This is a genomic window from Klebsiella sp. KTE92, from assembly GCF_000398905.1.
In the GTDB taxonomy this organism is placed as follows: domain Bacteria; phylum Pseudomonadota; class Gammaproteobacteria; order Enterobacterales; family Enterobacteriaceae; genus Klebsiella; species Klebsiella variicola.
The window spans coordinates 2,073,710-2,094,026 of the sequence record NZ_KB976100.1; the positions used below are offsets into that span (position 1 = coordinate 2,073,710).

Here is a 20,317-nt window from a genome sequence, read left to right on the forward strand (position 1 = left end):
CCGGCGGGCAGCCGCCGGGATGCGTCAGGGGAGGTTAAATCACGCCCTGGGCCAGCATGGCATCCGCGACTTTCACGAAACCGGCGATATTCGCACCGCGCACGTAGTTGGTCTGCTTCGCTTCGCCGCCGTACTGCACGCAAGCGTGGTGGATATCCAGCATGATGTGATGCAGACGGGCATCCACTTTTTCCGCTTTCCAGCCCATGCGCGCGGCGTTCTGCGCCATCTCCAGACCGGAAGTCGCCACGCCGCCGGCGTTGGCCGCTTTGCCCGGGGCAAACAGCACGCCAGCTTCCAGGAACAGGTCGGTTGCGGCGATGGTGGTCGGCATGTTGGCGCCTTCCGCCACGGCCTTCACGCCATTGGCAATCAGCTGGCGGGCGGCATCGACGTCCAGTTCGTTCTGGGTCGCGCAAGGCAGGGCGATATCCACCGGCACTGACCACGGCTGCTGGCCTTCAAGATAGGTGAGGCCAAATTCGCGGGCGTAGTCGGCCACGCGGCCATGGGCACGCTCTTTAATGTCGATCAGGCGGGCCAGTTTTTCTTTGGTGAAGCCCGCTTCGTCAACGACGGTGCCGTTGGAGTCGGAGGCGGTGACCACCCGCGCGCCAAGCTCCATCGCTTTCTCAATGGCGTATTGCGCGACGTTGCCGGAGCCGGAAACCGCCACGCGAGCGCCTTCGAAGCCGAGGCCGTGACGTTTGAGCATCGCTTCGGTGAAGTAGATCAGACCGTAACCGGTGGCTTCCGGACGGATCAGGCTGCCGCCAAAGGAGAGGCCTTTACCGGTGAAGACGCAGGCGCTGTTGTTGGAGAGCTTGCGCATCATCCCGGCCATAAAGCCGACTTCGCGGCCGCCGACGCCGATATCGCCCGCCGGTACGTCGGTATCCGGGCCAAGGTGGCGATAGAGCTCGGTCATCAGCGCCTGGCAGAAGCGCATCACTTCGCCATCGCTCTTGCCTTTAGGATCGAAATCGCTGCCGCCTTTCCCGCCGCCCATCGGCAGGGTGGTCAGGGCGTTTTTGAAGGTCTGCTCGAAGCCAAGGAATTTGAGAATCGACAGGTTAACCGACGGGTGGAAACGCATCCCGCCTTTATACGGGCCGATGGCCGAGTTGAACTGCACGCGCCACGCGCGGTTGACCTGGACCTGATTGCGGTCATCCACCCACACCACGCGGAACTGGATCACGCGCTCCGGTTCCACCAGACGTTCCAGCAAAGCAAGCTGACGATAGCGCGGATTTTCCTCAAGGAAAGGCCACAGGGTGGTCATCACCTCCCGGACGGCTTGAGCAAATTCGGTTTGATGAGGATCGCGCTGTTGAACGCGGGTGAGAAAGCCTTCCAGAGTGCACGTCTGATCCATAGATATAAGTTCCCCTTATGGTTGTGGTTGCATGTATTTATTATGATTCGGTCCTTGAAAAAACCGATTTTCCGACTATAACACCGCTAATCCTTAGGCAAGCAAGGAAAAATTAAGCCGACAACAAAATTTATAATTGTCCGCCCGTCATAACTAAAAACGATGACGAGGCGGCGGGCGGATCAGCGGCCGGAAAGGGTCGGGCGCTGGGCGATAAAGGCATGCAGCAGAGGAATATCGGCCGGGGCGAGATCGAGGGTTAAGGCGTCAGCGGGCAGGCACCAGCGCAGCTGAGTGTGATAGTGGGCCAGCGGTATGCCCTGAAAGTGCGGCACCCACCAGGCGTGCAGATGGATCTGGCGGCCGGAGACTTCCCGCTGATGGCTGGCGATATAGCATGCCGGGTGGGCGATGATGCCCATCTCCTCCTGTAGCTCGCGGGCCAGCGCCTGCGGCTGGCTTTCACCAGGCTCCACTTTGCCGCCAGCGAACTCCCACATCCCCGGCTGGTCGGCGTGGGGCGGACGCTGCGCCAGCAGAATCTGGCCATCCTGTTCAATAATGGCTGCGACAACATCAATCATTTTTAGCATAAGCATCAAGGTGAATAAGACGAATCTGGCCTATTATCACCGCCATAGACCTTGACTGACAACCGCCAACCCTGCTGGAGACCTCCGTGCTTGATAGCCACCTGCATCCGCGCCTCAAACCCCTGCTTAATGCTGTCGCCGGCGCGCTTGACCGCCCGGGTATTTCACCGGACGGGCTGACGCTCCTCGGTTTTGCCATCGGCGTGCTGGCTCTACCCTTTCTGGCGCTGGGGTGGTATAGCGCGGCGCTGGTCGCTATTCTCCTCAACCGCCTGCTGGATGGTCTGGATGGCGCCCTGGCGCGGCGGCGCGGGCTCAGCGACGCCGGCGGTTTTCTCGATATTGCGCTGGATTTTCTCTTCTACGCCCTGGTGCCGTTCGGCTTTATTCTGGCGGATCCGCTGAACAATGCCCTGGCGGGGGCCTGGCTGCTGTTTGCCTTTATCGGCACCGGCAGCAGCTTTCTCGCTTTTGCCGCACTGGCGGCCAGGCATCAGATCGCCAATCCCGGCTACGCCCATAAATCGCTGTACTATCTTGGGGGCCTGACGGAGGGGACGGAGACCATCCTGTTGTTTGTCCTCGGCTGCCTGTTTCCGGCGCATTTCGCCTGGCTGGCGTGGCTGTTTGGCGCGCTGTGCTGGCTGACGACGGCGACGCGCATCTGCAGTGGCTACCAGACCTTAAAGCGGGTGGTGTGAGCGGGAAAGCGCGCGTCGCTGGCTGGGGGCGACGCACTGGTGGGGCGTGTTACTGACTGCTTTCCGGGCCGCGCGCTCCGCGGGCGACCGGATTGTGCGGGTTGCTGCTCCATTCGTACCAGCCGCCGTCGTACACCGCGACGTGCGGCCAGCCCATGGCGCGGGCATACATAAAGGTTTCCGAGGCCCGCCAGCCGGTCCCGCAATAGAACGCCACCTGCTGGCTCGGCAGAATGTTCCACTGGCGCCACAGCGTAGCGATATCGTCAGCGCTGCGCATGGTGCCGTCCGGGTTATGGAAGTCTTCCATGTGCGTGGAGTCGCTCCCGGCGTGGCCCCAGCGGGCGCCAGCGATGTCACCCTTCGGCTTGATATAGCTGTAGCCGCTGGTGGTGCCGATAAACTCCGGCCACGAGCGGACGCTGACCAGCGAGGCGTCCTGACGATGCAGCAGCCCGCGGGCTTGTTCGGTATCCAGCATCAGCTGCGGCTGGCCGGGGATCGGCGCGCCGAAGTCCTGCGCCGGCTGCTGCGCCGGCTGCTGCGCCGGCGGCATGCCGCGCTCGACCGGCAGCCCGGCGTCGGACCAGGTCTGCCAGCCGCCGTCAAGCAGGCGCACGTCTTTGACCCCGGCGTACAGCATGATCTGCGCCACCCGCGCTGCGGCGTAGACGTCGCGACCGTAGAGGATCACCGTGGTGTCATGCCGGATGCCGTGCTTCGCCAGCATCGCTTTCAGCTGTGCGTCGGACACTTTATTCCACAGCGGTTCGCTTTCCACCTCATTGGTATCGATATAGCCCGCGCCAGGGATATGGCTCAGCAGATAGAGTTTCGGCGCTCCCCAGGCGGCTTCGAACACTTTCCAGTCGCCGGTCGGGGCGGCGGCTACGCGTTTTCCCTGCTGCAGGTCGTGCAGCCACTGGGGGTAGACCAGCTGTTCAAAGTGCGGCAGCTTTTGCAGGCGGTCGGTCTGGCTCAGCGCATCGCTCAGGGTGCTGAGCCGGGTGAAGCCCGCTTGTTTCAGCCGCGCCGCGACGCTGGCATTATCTTCCGGGTTGCCGTACAGCGCGACGGGGGTATCTGGCTGGATCTGGTGCTGCTTAGCCCAGGCGCGGAGCTGATCGTCGCTCATGGCGCCGAGCCAGCGGGCGGAAAGATTCAGGGCCTGCGGCTCATGACCTTCGGGGCCGTTGGCGCGCTGAGGCCAGCCGTTGTAATAAGCGCTCAGGCGGGTGTCAATGGCCACGCCGTGCTGCTGTTGCAGGTGGGAGAGAGTGAGCGCTGGCATGGTTTCAGCGGCGCAGGTGGTGGAAGCAGCAAGCCCCATAAGCAGGGCGAGTGCGGTCAATTGAGAAACACGTTTCATCGAAATGCCCGACGGTAAAAAGTGGAGGGCGTATTCTCCGCTCGCCAGGCGCCGATTTCTTTGCGGTAACGCAGGTTTGCACGCTATTGCTCTTCATTGCCAGGTCTCCATCGCCAGGCAGCGTCCCGCCGGCGGACCGTCCTCGCGATCGTGGGTCACCAGGATCGCCGGAATGGCCTGGCGGGCCAGTTCCTCAAAAACCCAGCGGCGGAACGCGGCGCGCAGGGTGGCATCCAGACGGCTGAAGGGTTCATCGAGCAGCAGCGCCTCGGGGCGCGCCAGCAGGGCGCGCAGCAGGCTCACCCGCGCCCGCTGCCCGCCGGAGAGCGTGGCCGGGTCGCGTGGGGCGAAGCCATGCAGCCCGGCGCGGCTGAGCGCTTGCTCCACTGCGGCTTTTCGCGCCTCGCCGCGCACACTCTCCGGCAGCGCCAGCTGTAAATTTTGCCCGACGCTGAAATGGTCGAACAGTAACGGGTCCTGAAACAGGATGCCGATGCGTCGATGCTCCGTCGGCAGCGTATCGCAGCGACGTCCATTGAGCCACAGCTCGCCCTCGGCGCGGAGGTCGCCGGCCAGGGCGCCAATCATCCAGGCAAACAGCGTCGATTTTCCGCTACCGGAGGGGCCCATCAGCGTCAGCACTTCTCCAGGCGCCACCGAAAAGGCGACCTCCCGCAGCAGCGGCTGACGTTTCACGCTCAGGGTCAGATGGTTTACGGTTAGCACTAGCGAAGTCCTCGTCGATAGCGGCCCGCCAGCCAGGCGAGAAGGGCCGTCAGGGTAAAGCATACCGCCGGCAGCAGTAATTGCCACAGCGCCTGGGCGGCGAGCGTCTGCACCTCGCCGCCGCTGCTGAGCGCCACCGCCTGACTGGTGAGCGTCGGGATACGGCCTGCCCCCAGCCGAGCGTGCGGGCGATAATCGCCATCCGCGGGTCGCGCTGGCGCCAGGCCGGGCGCAAAATAAACAGCATCCATGGCACCACCCACAGCAGATGGCCCCACAGAACGGTCCACCATTCGCCGTCTAGCCAGGCGTACAGCGCCAGCCGGTACTGGCCAGCGGCCAGCGGCAGGGCCGGGAGGACCAGCGGCAGCCAGACCCAGCCATCTCCCCGCGTCGGGCCGCAGGCCAGCCACAGCAGGCAGACAGCCGCGCCGAGGGCGCAGGCCGCCAGCGCCAGGCCAAGGCTGTTGCCGAGGGCATCCATCTGCGGTGGCGCTGAGCGCGCCAGCCCCGCCAGCAATAGCGCGCCCAGCAGACCGCTCAGCGGCAGCAGCGCCGCCAGCAGGCGGCCGGGCAGGGCATGAGGATGAGGGTGACGAATACCGCGCAGATTGGGCTGGTACTGGCGCTGTATCCGCCACCCTCCCCAGGCCACCAGCGCCAGCCCGCCGAGGATCGTCATCAGTAACAGGCTGGCCAGCGCCCCTTTGGCCTGCTGCAGGTCATCGCCCTGGCTTAACCACTGCCACGCCAGCACGGCGAGAGTGGGCGGATTGCCGGGCCCCAGCACCAGGGCGACATCGACCGCCGACAGACTCCAGGCGGTGGCGGCCAGCAGCACCATGCCGAGGGCGGGCAGCAGGGCGGGCAGCACCAGCCAGCGCAGGCACTGCCAGCGGCCGTAGCCGAGGCTCTTCAGCGCGGTCGCCTGGTCGGCGAGGCGTTTCTCCCCCAGCAGGCCATAGATCACCCACAGCACAAAGGCGCTCTCTTTCAGGGCCATCGTCAGGCCAAGCCCGATGCCATACCGGTCGACCGGCGGCGTCAGAAGCGGCAGCCACTGCCAGATCCAACCCCCTTCGGCGAACAGCAGCAGCGCCGCCGTCGCCAGGGCAAGATGGGGTACCGCCAGCAGCAGCGGCAGACGGGAAGCCAGTCGCCGCCAGCGGAGCGAGGGCCAGAGGGCAGCGACGACGGTCAGGGCGATCAGCAGCGCGCCGCCGACGGACAGCAGCGTCGAGACGAGCGTGGCGGCCAGCGCCTGGCCCAGCTGCGGGTCGGCGAACAGCGCCCGCCAGTGGGCCGGGGAGCGCGCAGCGCCCACCAGTTCCCCGGCGGCGGGGAGCAACGGCAGATAGATCGCCGCCATCGTCCCCCAGGCCAGCAGGATCAGTGGGTACCGTAGCGGCGCAGCCATTCCTGCTCCAGCGCGTCAACCCATGCCGCGTGCGGCTCGGCAAGCACCGGCGGTAGATCCTGCGGCACGGTAGCCGCCAGCGCCTGACGCTGGCCGTCAGGCAGACGCTGCGGGTCCAGTACGCTCGGATCGCCCCAGACGGCGGCATCGGCCTTGCGCAGCTGCGCTTCAGGCGAGAGCAGGAAATTGGCCACCACTTTGGCGCCAGCGACGGCGCGGGCGTTAGCCGGGATGGTAACGAAATGGACGTTACCGAGGGTCCCCGCGGTGAAGCCGAAGCTGTAGCTGTCCGTCGGTAATTCGCCGCTGGCGGCTTTCTGCCGGGCGTGCAGCGGGTTAAACGTGAGTGATAAGCGGAGGGTGCCATTGTTGAGCATGGTATCCATCCGTGCCGGCGACGCCGGGAAATCCTTGCCCGCCCGCCACAGGGCCGGGTGCAGCGCATCGAGATAGCGCCACAGCGGGGCCGTGACCGCCGCGAAGGTCGCCGTCTGCGGCGGCTGGCGCAGGGCGGCCGGCTGGTCGGTGAGGGCGATCAGCAGTTGCTCCAGCAGGGCGGTGCCGGTGAAGTCCGGCGGCCGCGGGTAGGTCACGCTGCCGGGATGGGCCCTGGCGAAGGCCAGCAGCGCCTGCGGGCTGGTGGGTGGCTGCGGCGTTTGCCCGCGGCGGGCGATAAACGTCAGCTGGGCGCTGCCCCACGGCGACTCCGTACCGTCGGTGGCGACAGAAAAGTCCTCCCGAACCGGCTTTTGCAGATCGACAAAGCGCCAGTTGGGCAGTGATTCGGCCCAGCCGGTGAGCAGCAGGTTGGCCTGCTTAAGCGTGCGAAAGTTTTCGCCGTTGATCCACAGCAGATCCACCGACCCGCCCCGGCGACGGCCGGCCTGCGCCTCGCTCTGGATGCGTTTCACTGCGTCGGCGGCGTCGGCGATGGGGACAATATGCAGGTCGATCGCGTAGTGGCGTTTGACCTCCTCGCTGACCCACGCCAGATAGCGGTTGACGGCCGGGTCCCCGCCCCAGGCGTTAAACCAGACGGTCTGCCCGCGGGCTTCCGTTTGGATCTGCCGCCAGCTGTCGTTGGCATTAACCGCCAGCGGCCAGAGCAGCAGCAGGCACAGACAGAGGCTGAAATCACGCAAACGGCGCATCGTTACTCCTTATTCTGCGGGGAAGAGGTGGGCATCTGACAGAACCCCTGGGCCGGGATCGCCATCGCGGCATTGAACCGCGCTGATAAATTTTGCAGGCCGATCAGGGCGGTCAGCTCGGTGAGCGCCCTGGCGTCAAAATGCGCGGCCATCGCGCTGCGCAGGGCATCATCCACCTCCGGCGGCGTCTGGGTGGCGGCTTCGGCATAGGCCAGCGCCAGACGCTCTTTTTCGCTGAACAGCGTACTGCTGCGCCAGTCGGCGACCGCCAGCAGCTTGTCCTGGCTGCCGCTCCGCGCCGCGAGGGTCATGCTGGTGATATCGATACAGAATTCACAGTGGCACAGTTGGGCGATGCGGGCGCTGACCAGCGACCGCAGCACCGGATCCAGCGGCGAGCGGCGGCGTTCAATGTAGCCCACGAACAGCGAAACCAGGTAAAACAGCCATGGGATCCGTCCCCACCAGCGAATGGGGCTCAGCACCTGGCCGTAATGCCGGCGGTGCAGCCAGGCCTGCGGACGAAGGATCAGGGGGACAGAATCCAGCGGGGGTAAGCTCATGGCGAGGATCTCTTATGACGTTCACGGTAAATATTTTTGGCGATAGAGATGACTACCGCCAGGGCAAAAAGCAGCGAAAGCCCGGTGGCCAGCCAGAAGGTGCCCCCGGTGAGCAGACTCCCGGCCCAGGAATAGACGATAGTCGCCGGCAGCTGGCCCACGCCGGTGGCCAGCATAAAGGGCCAGAAGCGCAGCGAGGTTAGTCCGGCGGCATAGCTGACCGGGTCAAACGGCACAAACGGCAGCAGGCGGCAGACCAGGATCGTCTGCGGGCCAAAGCGAGTGAAATAGCCGTCGACGCTGCGCAGCACCGCGCGGCCGGTGAGTTTTTCCACCACTTCGCGCCCCAGCGCTCTGGCGATGCAGAAGCAGAGCCCGGCCCCGACCATGGCGCTGAACCATGACAGCGCACCGCCCCATAAGGCGCCGAACAGGGCGGCGTTCGCCAGGGTAATCAGGAAAGCCGGCAGCGGAGCGACGATCGCCTGGAGGATCATCAGCGCAAATGAGACCAGCGCGGCCTGCGGCCCCCAGGCGGCGATAAACCCTCTGACCTGCTGCGGATCCAGGGAGGCTAACGCCGTCAGACTCTGCTGCAGAAAGGTTCGCCCGCCGGGGAACCACCACCAGGCGGCCAGCCCGGCGACGGCCACCACGGCAAGGGCCAGCCGGGCGCGGCGCAGGTGACGGCGATCAGGTTGGGTCATGGCGTACCTCCTCGCCGGGCGTTGCCATACGGCGGGCGCGGGCAAACCGTTTGCCCATCTGCACCAGGGCAAACAGCAGCCCGCCGGCGAGGCTCAGTTTGAGCGCGAAGGCGAGAGTTACGCCCTCGCGGGCCAGCTCGCTGGCCATTACCGAATAGATGACCAGGCCCGGCAGGGTGGTCACGGCGGAGATCAGGGTAAAGAGCCAGAAAGGGATCGCCGTCAGGCCGTAGGCGTAATTCTGAATGTTGTAGGGAAAGAGCGGCACCAGGCGGGTGAGGATCAGGAAATCGCAGCCGCTGCGGGCGATACCGCGCTCAATCGCCTGAAAGGCGGCGGTATGGCCCACATAGCGCTGCAGCAGGTCACGCCCAAGCCAGCGGGCGATTAAAAACGACAGCGCGGAGGCGAGGGTGGCGGCGGCAAACGAGAGCAGGGAGCCTGTCAGCGGGCCGAAGAGCATCCCGCCGGCGATCACCAGCAGGCTGCCGGGGATCAGACACAGGGTGGCAATGATAAACAGCGCGACATAGACCAGATATCCCCAGGCGCCCTGATGGCGCAGGGTGTCCTGAAGCAGATGAAGGTGAGTCAGCAGATCGTGGAGACCGACGCGATGGCTGATAACGGCCAGCGTGGCCACCAGCGCGAGAAGTCCCAGCCCTTTACCAATGGCCGGATGACGGCTTCTTTTGCATGAGGGGTGCTCCTGTACAGTCTGGACGCAGTGGACATCAAAAAGTGCGCGCGACAGTATCCTGTTCCGACGACCGTCACAATGGTTTACCGTCGCTTTGTTGATTTTGCTCAGGAAATTCTGCCCCCCGCACCGCGGGAGGCGAGAGAAGGGCGTAAATTATGGCCGGAAGGTGGCCCACACCGGCGCGTGGTCGGACGGTTTTTCCATTCCGCGGATCTCATAATCGATTCCGGTCTCCACGCAGCGCTGGGCCAGAGGCTGGCTGGCCAGCAGCAGGTCGATGCGCAGCCCGCGGTTATCGTCGAAGCCTTTGGAGCGGTAATCGAACCACGAGAAGTGCTCCTGATTGTCCGGATTAGCCTGACGCCAGGTATCCACCAGGCCCCAGCCCAGCAGGCGATCCATCCACTCCCGCTCTTCCGGCAGGAAGGAACATTTGCCGGTACGCAGCCAGCGTTTGCGGTTCTCTTCACCAATACCGATATCGAGATCGGTGGGACTGATGTTCATATCGCCCATGATCAGCACCGGATTCTCTTTGTTGAGTTCGGTCTCCAGATAGTTCTGCAGATTCTGATAGAACGCCGCTTTGGCCGGGAATTTGGTTTCATGATCGCGGCTTTCACCCTGTGGGAAATAACCGTTAATCACCGTGACGTTGCCGAAAGGCGACGGGATCTCCGCCATGATGATGCGGCGCTGAGCCTCTTCGCCATCGTCCGGGAAACCGCGGCGGACGGCAATCGGCGTCTCTTTGGTCAGCAGCGCGACGCCATAATGGCCTTTTTGTCCATGATAAAAGACGTTATAGCCGAGTTTGGCGACCTCTTCGAGAGGGAACATATCGTCGTGAACTTTGGTTTCCTGCAGGCCAATCACGTCCGGCTGGTGTTTTTCGACGATGGCGGCCAGTTGGTGTGGGCGGGCGCGCAGGCCGTTGATATTAAAAGAGACGAATTTCATAGTCGCTGCCACTGTGCAAGGTGAATAGTGCAGGGATGGTAGCAGAAATTCGCCTGGCTGGCTGCCACCGGATGCGTCATTCTGCCAATCGCTGCGCATGAGCGTGCCGTGGTTGCCCCTTTTACGGGCATGCCGCGCCAAAAAAGGGCAAATATCTACGATAAATTTCGCAGAGGATCACAATTACAGAATTATATCTTACCGTTGCATAACTTATCTTCTTTAATCACTGTTTATCCCCCTTTATCGGATACTTATTCACTAAATATGCATTTTATGTGAATAGCGTTCGGCTGTAACTCCTTGATTCTGCGTTATCTCAACCGGTTTATGCATTTTTATCGCTGGCTGGCACGAACCGTGCAATCTACATTTACAGCGTAATAACTCATATTTATTAACATTATTGCTACTTTTAATTTGCCGGAAGAGGTCGATATGTCTCAGTCAATTACGCGTAACCACTTTGATGAATGGATGATGCCGGTCTACGCGCCAGCGGCGTTTATTCCGGTGCGGGGCGCCGGGTCGCGGCTGTGGGATCAGCAGGGCAAAGAGTATATCGATTTTGCCGGCGGCATCGCCGTGAACGCGCTGGGGCACGCCCATCCGCGTCTGGTGCAAGCCCTGACTGACCAGGCCAGCAAATTCTGGCATACCGGCAACGGCTACACCAATGAGCCGATCCTGCGTCTGGCCAAAATGCTTATCGATGCCACCTTCGCCGACCGGGTCTTCTTCTGTAACTCCGGCGCTGAGGCCAATGAGGCGGCGCTCAAGCTGGCGCGTAAATATGCCCACGATCGCTTTGGCAGTGAGAAAAGCGGCATCGTCGCTTTCCAGAACGCCTTCCACGGGCGGACGCTGTTCACCGTTTCGGCGGGCGGTCAGCCGGCCTACTCCCGGGATTTTGCCCCGCTGCCGCCACAGATCCAGCATGCGGTGTTTAACGATCTCGAGTCGGCAAAGGCCTTAATCAATGACCAAACCTGCGCGGTGATCGTCGAGCCGGTGCAGGGCGAAGGGGGCGTGGTGCCGGCCAGCGGCGAGTTTTTACGCGGCCTGCGCCAGCTTTGCGACCAGCACAACGCTCTGCTGATTTTCGATGAAGTGCAGACCGGGGTCGGGCGCACCGGCGAGCTGTATGCCTATATGCACTACGGCGTGACGCCCGATGTGCTGACCACCGCCAAAGCGCTGGGCGGCGGTTTCCCTATCGGCGCGCTGCTGGCGACAGAGGCCTGCGCCAGCGTGATGACCGTCGGTACCCACGGCACCACCTACGGCGGCAACCCGCTGGCCGGGGCGGTGGCCGGCGAGCTGCTGTCGATCGTCAACACCCCGGAAGTCCTCTCCGGCGTCAGACAGCGCCACCAGTGGTTTTGCGAGCGTCTGCAGGCGATCAACGCCCGCTATGGTCTGTTCAAGGAGATCCGCGGCCTGGGACTGCTGCTCGGCTGCGTACTGAACGACGCCTGGGCCGGGAAGGCGAAAACGCTCAGCAACCTGGCGGCGGAAGAGGGGGTGATGATCCTGATCGCCGGCGCTAATGTGGTGCGTTTTGCGCCGGCGCTGAACGTCAGTGAAGAAGAGGTGAATAGCGGGCTGGATCGCGTCGAGCGGGCCTGCGCGCGTTTCGTGGCAGGAGTCTCATCATGATGGTTATTCGACCGGTGGAGCCGGGCGATTTGCCCGGGCTGCTGAAGCTGGCAGCGGAGACCGGCGGCGGGCTGACCTCGCTGCCGGTGGATGAAGCGACCCTCGCGGCGCGGATCGCCCGCTCGCAGCAGACCTGGCGCGGCGAGCTACCGAAAAGCGAGCAGGGCTATGTCTTTGTGCTGGAGGAGAGCGAAAGCGGCGCGGTGGTGGGCATCTGCGCGATCGAGGTGGCGGTGGGGCTCAACGATCCCTGGTATAACTACCGGGTCGGCACCCAGGTCCATGCCTCGAAGGAGCTCAACGTCTATCAGGCGTTGCCGACGCTGTTTCTCAGCAACGACCATACCGGCAGCAGTGAGCTGTGTACCCTGTTCCTCGACCCGCAGTGGCGCAAAGAGGGCAATGGCTATCTGCTGTCGAAATCGCGCTTCTTATTTATGGCCGCCTTTCGCGAGCGCTTCAATGAGAAGGTGGTCGCCGAGATGCGCGGGGTGATTGACGAGCAGGGCTACTCGCCGTTCTGGGAGAGCCTGGGCAAACGCTTTTTCGCCATGGAGTTTTCCCGCGCCGACTACCTGTGCGGCACCGGACAGAAGGCTTTCATTGCCGCCCTGATGCCCAAGCATCCGCTGTATATCGATTTCCTTTCCCCTGAGGCGCAGGCGGTGATCGGCAAGGTTCATCCGCAGACCGCCCCGGCCCGGAAGGTGCTGGAGAAAGAGGGGTTCCGCTACCTGAACTACATCGATATTTTCGACGGCGGCCCGACTCTGGAGTGCGACATCGACAGGGTGCGGGCGATCCGCAAAAGCCGTCTGGTGACCACCGAGGCCGGTGAAACCCCACCCGGTGACTGGCCGCTGTGCCTGGTGGCGAATGAACAGTATCACCAGTTCCGCGCTCTGCTGGTGCATGCCGACCCGGATGGCGACACCCTGACCCTCAGCGCCCGCGAACTGGATATGCTGAAGTGTCATGCCGGCGACCAGGTACGCATGGTGCGCCTGATCCCTGAGGAGAAAACCGCATGAGTCTGTGGATTAATGGCGAGTGGCGGCCCGGTCGTGGGCCAGGTTTCAGTAAACAGGATCCGGTTAACCTGAAGGTTGTGTGGCAGGGCGAAGCGGCGGATGCCGGGCAGGTTGCTGAGGCGGTAGCGGCTGCCCGCCAGGCGTTCCCGGCCTGGGCGCGGCTGCCGTTTGCCGCCCGTCAGGCGATCGTTGAAAAGTTTGCCGCCCTGCTGGAGGCCAGTAAGGCGGAGCTGACGGCGATGATCGGCGCCGAGACCGGAAAGCCGCGCTGGGAGGCGGCCGGGGAAGTGACAGCGATGATCAACAAGGTGGCGATCTCGGTGAAGGCCTACCACGTCCGCACCGGCGAACAGCACAGCGATCTGCCCGACGGCGCCGCCACGCTGCGTCACCGGCCGCACGGCGTGCTGGCGGTGTTTGGCCCCTATAACTTTCCCGGCCATCTGCCGAACGGGCACATCGTACCGGCGCTGCTGGCGGGCAATACTGTGGTCTTTAAACCCAGCGAACTCACCCCGTGCAGCGGCGAAGCGGTGGTGAAACTATGGCAGCAGGCCGGCCTGCCCGCCGGGGTGCTCAACCTGGTGCAGGGCGGTCGGGAAACCGGCGAGGCGCTCAGCGGTCAGGCGGATATCGACGGGCTGCTGTTTACCGGCAGCTCAACCACCGGTTTTCATCTGCATCGCCAGCTGGCCGGGCAGCCGCAGAAGATCCTCGCGCTGGAGATGGGCGGCAATAACCCGCTGATCGTCGACGATCCGCGGGACGTGGATGCCGCGGTGCATCTGACCATCCAGTCCGCCTTTATTACCGCCGGCCAGCGCTGCACCTGCGCCCGCCGTCTGCTGGTCCGGCGCGGCGAGGCGGGCGATGCCTTCCTCTCCCGGCTGGTGACGGTGAGCCAGCGGCTGATCCCGGCGGCGTGGGACGCCGAGCCGCAGCCGTTTCTCGGCGGGCTTATCTCTGAACCGGCTGCGCAGAAAGTGCATCAGGCCTGGCTGCAGCGGGTCGCCGCTGGCGCGGTCACGCTGCTGGAGCCACGTTTATTGCAGGCCGGAACGTCGCTGCTAACGCCGGGGATTGTCGACATGAGCGACGTGGCCAATGTTGAAGATGAAGAGGTGTTTGGCCCGCTGCTTGGCGTCTGGCGCTACGACACGTTCGAGGAGGCGATTGCCTTAGCCAACGCCACCCGCTTCGGCCTCTCCTGTGGGTTAATCTCTCCGGAACGGGAGAAGTTTGATCGACTGCTGCTCGAGGCGCGGGCAGGGATAGTCAACTGGAACAAACCGCTGACCGGGGCGGCGAGTACCGCGCCGTTCGGCGGCACCGGGGCGTCCGGTAACCATCGTCCGGGGGCCTGGTATGCCGCCGATTATTGCGCCTGGCCGATGGCCAGCCTTGAATCGCCGACCCTGACGCTGTCCGCCAGCCTGAACCCGGGGCTCGACTTTCTGGCCGGGGAGGCGTCATGACCGCCCGCGAAGTCAACTTTGACGGTCTGCCCGGGCTGACCCATCACTACGCCGGGCTCTCCTTTGGCAACGAGGCTTCCACCCGGCACCGCCACCGGGTGTCGAACCCGCAGCTGGCGGCAAAGCAAGGGCTGAAAAAAATGAAAGCCCTCGCCGACGCCGGCTACCCGCAGGCAGTGATCCCGCCTCAGGAGCGGCCCAATGTGCCACTCCTGAGGCAGCTGGGCTTTAGCGGCAGCGATGAGCAGGTGGTGGCCCGGGCGGCGCAGCAGGATCCGGATCTGCTGTCGGCGGTGAGTTCGGCCTCGGCAATGTGGGTGGCGAACGCGGCGACGGTCTGTCCCTCCGCCGATTCGCTGGATGGCCTGGTGCACCTGACGGTGGCGAATCTGCAGGATAAATTCCACCGCGCCAGCGAAGCACCGACCACAGAGGTGCTGCTGCAGGCGATATTCCCCGACCGCACGCGATTTGCCATCCACCCGGCGCTGCCCGCCTCGGCCTGGTTTGGCGACGAAGGGGCGGCGAACCATAACCGTCTCGGCGGCGAGTATGGCGCCCCCGGCGTCCAGCTCTTTGTCTATGGCCGCCGCCGGGGGAGCGATGAGGCGCCGCGTCGCTATCCCGCGCGGCAAACCCTTGAGGCCAGCCAGGCGGTGGCGCGCCTCAATCAGGTCAATCCTCGCCAACTGATCTTCGCTCGCCAGCATCCGGCGGCGATCGACACGGGAGTGTTCCATAACGATGTCATCGCGGTGAGCAATCGTCAGGTCCTGTTCTGCCATGAGCAGGCCTTTGCCGACCAGACCGCGCTTCTCCAGCAGCTGGCGCAGCGGGTGCCGGGTTTTACGCCGCTGGTGGTCCCCGCCAGTCGGGTCACGGTGGCAGAGGCGGTTGCCACCTATCTGTTCAACAGCCAGCTGCTGAGCCGGGCGGATGGCAGCATGGCGCTGATCCTGCCCCACGAAGCGCAGGAGCATGCCGGCGTCTGGGAATACCTCAATGAGCTGCTGGCCGGGGACAACCCCATCGCCGCGCTACAGGTGTTCGATCTGCGCGAGAGTATGGCCAACGGCGGCGGTCCGGCGTGCCTGCGCCTGCGGGTGGTGTTGACGGCCGAGGAGTATCAGGCGGTCAATCCGCACGTCCTGATGAACGATACGCTGTTTGCCACCCTCAATGACTGGGTGGATCGCTACTATCGCGATCGCCTTACCCAGGCCGACCTCGCCGACCCGCAACTGCTGCGGGAAGGGCGTGACGCGCTGGATCGGTTGACCCAGATCCTGCAGCTCGGTTCGGTTTATCCATTTCAGCAATAAGGGGGCGCGGTGGAACATTTTCTGGCATTAACCCTGGCGGGGCGTTTGCCCCACCATTTTCACGGCGAGACAGCGCACTTTCGCTGGCACTGGTTGGGAGAGGGGATCCTCGAGCTGACGCCGCATGCGCGCTGCGAGCGCGGGCTGGTACTCTCCTGCGCCATTCATGGCAACGAAACGGCACCGGTGGAGATAGTCGACCACCTGGTGCAGCGACTGGTCCGGGAGGCACTCCCGCTGCGCTGGCGGTTGCTGGTGATCGTTGGCAACCCACCGGCGCTGCGGGCGAATAAGCGCTATCTGCACAGTGATATGAACCGGATGTTTGGCGAGCGCTGGCGGCAGTTTCCGCTCAGTGAGGAGACGCAGCGGGCGCAGCGGCTGGAGCAGGCGGTGGCCCGCTTCTATCGCGACCACGGTGGTCCTCGTTGGCACCTCGATCTGCATACCGCGATCCGCGGCTCGCTACATCCGCGCTTCGGCGTGCTCCCGGCCCGCGATACGCCGTGGGAGGAGGATTTTCTTCACTGGCTGGGCGGCGCCGGGCTGGAGGCGCTGGTGTTTCATCGCCAGCCAGGCGGGACCTTCACCCACTTCAGCTGCGAACGGTTCGCGGCGCTGGCCTGCACCCTTGAGCTGGGCAAAGCGCTGCCGTTGGGTGAAAACGATCTGACGCAGTTTGCCGCCGCCGAAGGCGCGCTTTCCCGGCTGCTGGTGGGGGATCTGGCCATTGCCGACGCCCCGGCGCCGCTGCGCTACCGGGTGGTACAGCAGATCACCCGCCATAGCGATGATTTCCGCTTGCATATGGCGGATCAGACGCTGAACTTCACCCCCTTCGAACCCGGCACGCTGCTGGCGGAGGAGGGCGAGACGCGGTATGTGGTGGGGCCTGAGCCGGAGTATGTCCTGTTTCCCAATTCGACGGTGGCGAAGGGACTGCGCGCCGGCCTGATGCTGGAGAAATTATCCTGAGGGCAAGCCGTCCGCCGGGCGGCTGCTTTATTTCTCGCGTCTTTTTTCGCCATCTTATTTTTTCGTGCGCCAGTGTAAATTTGCAGATTATTCCTGGTAAAATGCTTTGTTTTTAATCTCCCCTCCTTTATACTCTCCATAATTTCTCTGAAAAACAGTACGTTATTTATTTTTTATTGCAATTCTTCGGCTAAATTCCTTATTTTCTCCATAATTGGCGAGAAACTGTTTTTTACACTTTCATTGTTTTACTCTTGCTCTGACTAATTGACGATTAACGTCGTAAAGTTAATCTCGTCAACACGGCAACGCGCCGTAAGAATAACGTAAAGTAAGGATTGAATGATGAAGAAACTCACTGCACTGTTTGTTGCCTCTACTCTGGCTCTGGGCGCGGCTAACCTGGCACACGCCGCCGACACCACCACCGCGCCGAGCGACAGCAAGCCGATGATGATGCATCATAAAGGCGGCCCGGGTCAGCATGACATGATGTTTAAAGGCCTGAACCTGACCGATGCGCAGAAACAACAGATCCGCGACATCATGAAGAGCCAGCGTGAGAACATGAAACGTCCGTCCCTCGACGAACGCCGCGCGATGCACGATTTGATCGCCAGCGACACCTTCGATAAGGCGAAAGCGGAAGCGCAGATCGATAAGATGGAAGCGCAGCATAAAGCGATGGCGCTGTCCCGCCTGGAAACGCAGAACAAGATCTACAACATTCTGACTCCAGAGCAGAAAAAACAGTTCAATGCTAATTTTGAGAAGCATCTGACAGAACGCAACGCGCCGGCAGGTAAAATGCCTGCACCTGCTGAATAATGTAGCGCACTGAATCAAGACCGCCGGTCTTGCCCAATAATGCCATCAGGCGTTGGGCAGGGCCGGCGGTTTTTTTATTGGTGGTTTCTCAGCCAAGCGGGTGCAGCGGATAGTTGCCGCTGAGCAGGGGCTTACAGAGGATCTTGTAACCATCCTGGTCGAATCCGGCGGGCAGACGGGTCAACTCAGCGGCCTGGTCGAGCGAGTCGACGGCGCCCAGCCACAGCCAGTTATGAATGACGTGATACTGCGTCATATCCGGGCCGCACTCCTCCAGCGCCACTGGCCCCGCCCACGGCCAGCACACCAGCTGCAGTTTACTCATCTGCGCCAGCAGGCGCTCGCTGTGCGCCTCCACGCTCTCCTTTCCACAGCAGGCGCCGGCGCAGCGGCCCAGCGCGGAGCGAAAGCAGGCGCGGCCGCGGCTGAGCGGTTCCAGACCAAGCAGGCCATAACAGAGGCGCTGTTCGTCGGCAAGGCTCTGCAGCATCTGCAGCGCCGCCCGCCGGTTGGCGAACAGGCCATAGAGATGCTGCTGGTGCGAGAAATCAACCTCGCGGGCATAGACAATTTGCGGCCGGTGGTCCGCAAGTCGCCAGGCGCAGAGCTGCTTGTTACGCCGTAGCCGCTTGTTAAACAGCGGCTGCTGCTCTTTAATCAGCCGCGCCTCCAGCAGCAGCGCTCCCAGCTCGCCTGCGGTGCGCTGCCAGGTGATACGCCGCGACTGACGCAGCATCGCGGCCTCTTCGGGCGTGCGCAGGTGAGATAACACACGGCTGCGAAGGTTGACGCTCTTACCGATATAGAGCGGCATTGTGTCGCTGTCGCCGTGAAACTGATAGACGCCCGGCAGCTTTGGCAGCGCCTCCAGCCACGGGCGAAGATGTTCGGGATATTCATAGATCGCCGCCGCTTCAAACTCCAGACGCGGGGCAGATTGCTTTCTGGCCACATTAACTCCTGATACTGTCTATCTATCCAGTATAGCAGGCGGTTTTTGCGGCGAAAAGCGCAAAAAATAACCCCGGCGCGGGCCGGGGCGGGGAGGGACTATTTTTTCCAGAAATCGTCAAAGACGGTGATCGGTGGCCGACGCTTGTGTTCGGTTTTCAGATACCAGCCTTCGATCGTTTTGGCGATACTGGGATCCAGCGTTTTGCCTTCCAGATAATCGTCGATGTTCTCGTAGGTGACACCCAGGGCCACTTCATCCGGCAGGGAGGGGCGATCGTCTTCCAGGTCGGCGGTCGGCAGCTTCTTATACAGATGTTCCGGGCAGCCGAGATGGGCCAGCAGCTGTTTGCCCTGACGTTTGTTCAGGCGGAAAATTGGGTTGATGTCGGTGCCGCCGTCGCCATATTTGGTGAAGAAGCCGGTAATCGCTTCCGCCGCATGGTCGGTGCCGACCACCACCCCTTTGGTCATTCCGGCGATGCTGTACTGGGCCTTCATCCGCTCACGGGCTTTTTCGTTACCGCGAACAAAGTCGCTCAGTTCGATCCCCGCTTCGCGGAGCGCCTGTTCACTGGCCAGTACCGAGGCTTTGATATTCACCGTCAGCACCCGGTCAGGCTGGATAAAGGCGATGGCGTCCTGGCAGTCCTGCTCATCCGCCTGCACGCCATAGGGCAACCGAACGGCAATAAACTGCAGGCTGCTGTCGCCCGTTTCGGCACGCAGTTCATTAATCGCCATCTGGCACAGTTTCCCCGTCAGGGTGGAGTCCTGGCCGCCGCTGATACCCAGCACCAGCGATTTAATAAACGGGTAGGTCTGCAGGTAGGACTTCAGGAAATCGACGCTGCGGCGGATCTCGCCGGCGACATCAATCTGCGGCTTTGCGCCCAGCGCCTGAATAATCTCTTGTTGTAGCGTCATCGCGCCCTCCGAAAGTGAATCTGTTTGGCAAGCTGTTGGCTTAAAGCTACCTCTTTGCCGCTGAAACGACAAGGACCGGGGTTTTGACTGCCGGAAAAGAAGGCAATCAATGACATAGGATTTCATTATAGATGCCACTACGCGGGAGAAACCGCCGGTCGGCAGCGGCGCGTCAATCCTGTTTACGCAATAACACAATCAGACATGATTTCGCTGTTCGGCTTGAAAAATAACACTATTTATTCCAGGCTTATCGTTACACAGTAGAAGAGAGGAACCAAAATGAACAAAAGCTTAGCAGGAATACTGGGCGTCACCGTCGCGTTAACCTTACTGGCGGGCTGTACCGCTTACGATCGTACCAAAGACCAGTTTACCCAGCCGGTGGTGAAAGATGTGAAGAAAGGGATGTCGCGTCAGCAGGTGATGCAGATCGCTGGCAAACCTTCAACGGAAGTGACCATGGTTCATGCCCGCGGTACCTGCCAGACCTACATCCTCGGTCAACGGGATGGTAAAGTCGAGACCTACTTTGTGGCCCTCGACGACACTGGCCATGTGATTAACTCCGGCTACCAGACCTGCGCCGAGTATGATACTGACCCGCGCAACGCCAAGTAAGCTTCCTACTGTTTACTGAGCCCTACGTAAGCCCGACCACTGGTCGGGCTTTTTTGTGAGTACTGATGCTTATTTAATTGCGCGAATTATTTGGGTGAAAATGTGAGGGTAGTCAAAACCAGAGGTCAATGAGAGACAATTCTGTTCAACAGCGAATTATCCTGGCGGCTCAGCTTGCCGTATACTCAACCCATAAACAGAATTAACCGGATGTTACCAGTCTTACCGGCTCTCAGCGGTTGCTGAAGGCCCTGGTCTCA

Annotated in this window: 19 protein-coding genes and 1 pseudogene; 8 read left to right on the plus strand and 12 right to left on the minus strand. The window is 62.4% G+C overall.

Annotated features, from left to right (window positions below; all coding sequences use genetic code 11):
* Nucleotides 1–34 precede the first annotated feature (34 nt).
* On the minus strand, nt 35–1,378 hold the full coding sequence (gene gdhA, locus A1WC_RS15570) for an NADP-specific glutamate dehydrogenase (RefSeq protein ID WP_004176526.1): 1,344 nt from the start codon (nt 1,376–1,378) through the stop codon (nt 35–37).
* A 182-nt stretch (nt 1,379–1,560) separates the two neighbouring features.
* Nucleotides 1,561–1,971, minus strand: a complete 411-nt coding sequence (locus tag A1WC_RS15565; RefSeq protein ID WP_016160747.1) for a pyrimidine (deoxy)nucleoside triphosphate diphosphatase — start codon at nt 1,969–1,971, stop codon at nt 1,561–1,563.
* 86 nt (nt 1,972–2,057) lie between these two features.
* Between A1WC_RS15565 and A1WC_RS15560 the strand changes: the two genes are divergently transcribed.
* Nucleotides 2,058–2,672: a CDP-alcohol phosphatidyltransferase family protein gene (locus A1WC_RS15560; RefSeq protein WP_016160748.1), complete on the plus strand. Its 615-nt coding sequence runs from the start codon at nt 2,058–2,060 to the stop codon at nt 2,670–2,672.
* Between the two features lie 49 nt (nt 2,673–2,721).
* On the opposite strand, the gene A1WC_RS15555 is transcribed toward A1WC_RS15560, so the two are convergent.
* The 8 genes and pseudogenes from A1WC_RS15555 to xthA form a co-directional block, all read right to left on the minus strand.
* Nucleotides 2,722–4,041, minus strand: a complete 1,320-nt coding sequence (locus A1WC_RS15555) for a sulfurtransferase (protein WP_016160749.1) — start codon at nt 4,039–4,041, stop codon at nt 2,722–2,724.
* Nucleotides 4,042–4,134: 93 nt separating this feature from the next.
* Nucleotides 4,135–4,767 carry an ATP-binding cassette domain-containing protein gene (locus tag A1WC_RS15550; RefSeq protein ID WP_016160750.1) on the minus strand — a complete coding sequence of 211 codons (633 nt, stop codon included), beginning with the start codon at nt 4,765–4,767 and terminating at the stop codon, nt 4,135–4,137.
* Nucleotides 4,767–6,184 (minus strand): annotated as a pseudogene (locus tag A1WC_RS15545) (thiamine ABC transporter permease). Before A1WC_RS15545 ends, A1WC_RS15550 begins: the two are co-directional and overlap by 1 nt.
* The gene (locus A1WC_RS15540; RefSeq protein ID WP_016160752.1) at nt 6,157–7,335 is read right to left on the minus strand and encodes an ABC transporter substrate-binding protein; all 1,179 of its coding nucleotides are present in this window, start codon (nt 7,333–7,335) and stop codon (nt 6,157–6,159) included. The pseudogene A1WC_RS15545 and the gene A1WC_RS15540 overlap by 28 nt, the downstream one beginning before the upstream one ends.
* A 2-nt stretch (nt 7,336–7,337) precedes the next feature.
* A complete protein-coding gene (locus tag A1WC_RS15535; protein ID WP_012542084.1) occupies nt 7,338–7,898 on the minus strand; it encodes a carboxymuconolactone decarboxylase family protein in 561 nt (186 codons plus the stop codon).
* Nucleotides 7,895–8,605 carry a TVP38/TMEM64 family protein gene (locus A1WC_RS15530; RefSeq protein ID WP_016160753.1) on the minus strand — a complete coding sequence of 237 codons (711 nt, stop codon included), beginning with the start codon at nt 8,603–8,605 and terminating at the stop codon, nt 7,895–7,897. Before A1WC_RS15530 ends, A1WC_RS15535 begins: the two co-directional genes overlap by 4 nt.
* On the minus strand, nt 8,592–9,248 hold the full coding sequence (locus A1WC_RS15525; protein ID WP_016160754.1) for a TVP38/TMEM64 family protein: 657 nt from the start codon (nt 9,246–9,248) through the stop codon (nt 8,592–8,594). The genes A1WC_RS15530 and A1WC_RS15525 overlap by 14 nt, the downstream gene beginning before the upstream one ends.
* Nucleotides 9,249–9,461: 213 nt before the next feature.
* Nucleotides 9,462–10,268, minus strand: a complete 807-nt coding sequence (xthA, locus tag A1WC_RS15520) for an exodeoxyribonuclease III (RefSeq protein WP_012542081.1) — start codon at nt 10,266–10,268, stop codon at nt 9,462–9,464.
* A 438-nt stretch (nt 10,269–10,706) separates the two neighbouring features.
* Between xthA and A1WC_RS15515 the strand changes: the two genes are divergently transcribed.
* From A1WC_RS15515 to spy, 6 genes are all read left to right on the plus strand, one after another.
* Nucleotides 10,707–11,927 (plus strand): aspartate aminotransferase family protein, encoded by a 1,221-nt coding sequence (locus A1WC_RS15515; RefSeq protein ID WP_008807740.1) that lies wholly within the window; start codon nt 10,707–10,709, stop codon nt 11,925–11,927.
* A complete protein-coding gene (gene astA / locus A1WC_RS15510) occupies nt 11,924–12,958 on the plus strand; it encodes an arginine N-succinyltransferase (RefSeq protein WP_016160755.1) in 1,035 nt (344 codons plus the stop codon). The genes A1WC_RS15515 and astA overlap by 4 nt, the downstream gene beginning before the upstream one ends.
* A complete protein-coding gene (gene astD / locus A1WC_RS15505) occupies nt 12,955–14,433 on the plus strand; it encodes a succinylglutamate-semialdehyde dehydrogenase (protein WP_016160756.1) in 1,479 nt (492 codons plus the stop codon). The genes astA and astD overlap by 4 nt, the downstream gene beginning before the upstream one ends.
* Complete coding sequence (gene astB, locus A1WC_RS15500) at nt 14,430–15,755, plus strand: N-succinylarginine dihydrolase (protein WP_016160757.1); 1,326 nt, start codon at nt 14,430–14,432, stop codon at nt 15,753–15,755. The genes astD and astB overlap by 4 nt, the downstream gene beginning before the upstream one ends.
* A gap of 9 nt (nt 15,756–15,764) precedes the next feature.
* Entirely contained in the window at nt 15,765–16,730 is a 966-nt protein-coding gene (gene astE, locus A1WC_RS15495) for a succinylglutamate desuccinylase (RefSeq protein WP_016160758.1), read from the plus strand.
* Nucleotides 16,731–17,072: 342 nt separating this feature from the next.
* Nucleotides 17,073–17,558, plus strand: coding sequence for an ATP-independent periplasmic protein-refolding chaperone Spy (gene spy, locus A1WC_RS15490; protein ID WP_008807744.1), 486 nt, complete (start codon nt 17,073–17,075; stop codon nt 17,556–17,558).
* An 88-nt stretch (nt 17,559–17,646) separates the two neighbouring features.
* On the opposite strand, the gene cho is transcribed toward spy, so the two are convergent.
* Nucleotides 17,647–18,510, minus strand: a complete 864-nt coding sequence (cho, locus tag A1WC_RS15485; protein WP_016160759.1) for an excinuclease Cho — start codon at nt 18,508–18,510, stop codon at nt 17,647–17,649.
* 98 nt (nt 18,511–18,608) lie between these two features.
* A complete protein-coding gene (gene nadE / locus A1WC_RS15480; protein WP_008807746.1) occupies nt 18,609–19,436 on the minus strand; it encodes an ammonia-dependent NAD(+) synthetase in 828 nt (275 codons plus the stop codon).
* 282 nt (nt 19,437–19,718) lie between these two features.
* Between nadE and osmE the strand changes: the two genes are divergently transcribed.
* Nucleotides 19,719–20,057 carry an osmotically-inducible lipoprotein OsmE gene (osmE, locus tag A1WC_RS15475; RefSeq protein ID WP_008807747.1) on the plus strand — a complete coding sequence of 113 codons (339 nt, stop codon included), beginning with the start codon at nt 19,719–19,721 and terminating at the stop codon, nt 20,055–20,057.
* Nucleotides 20,058–20,317: the final 260 nt, after the last annotated feature.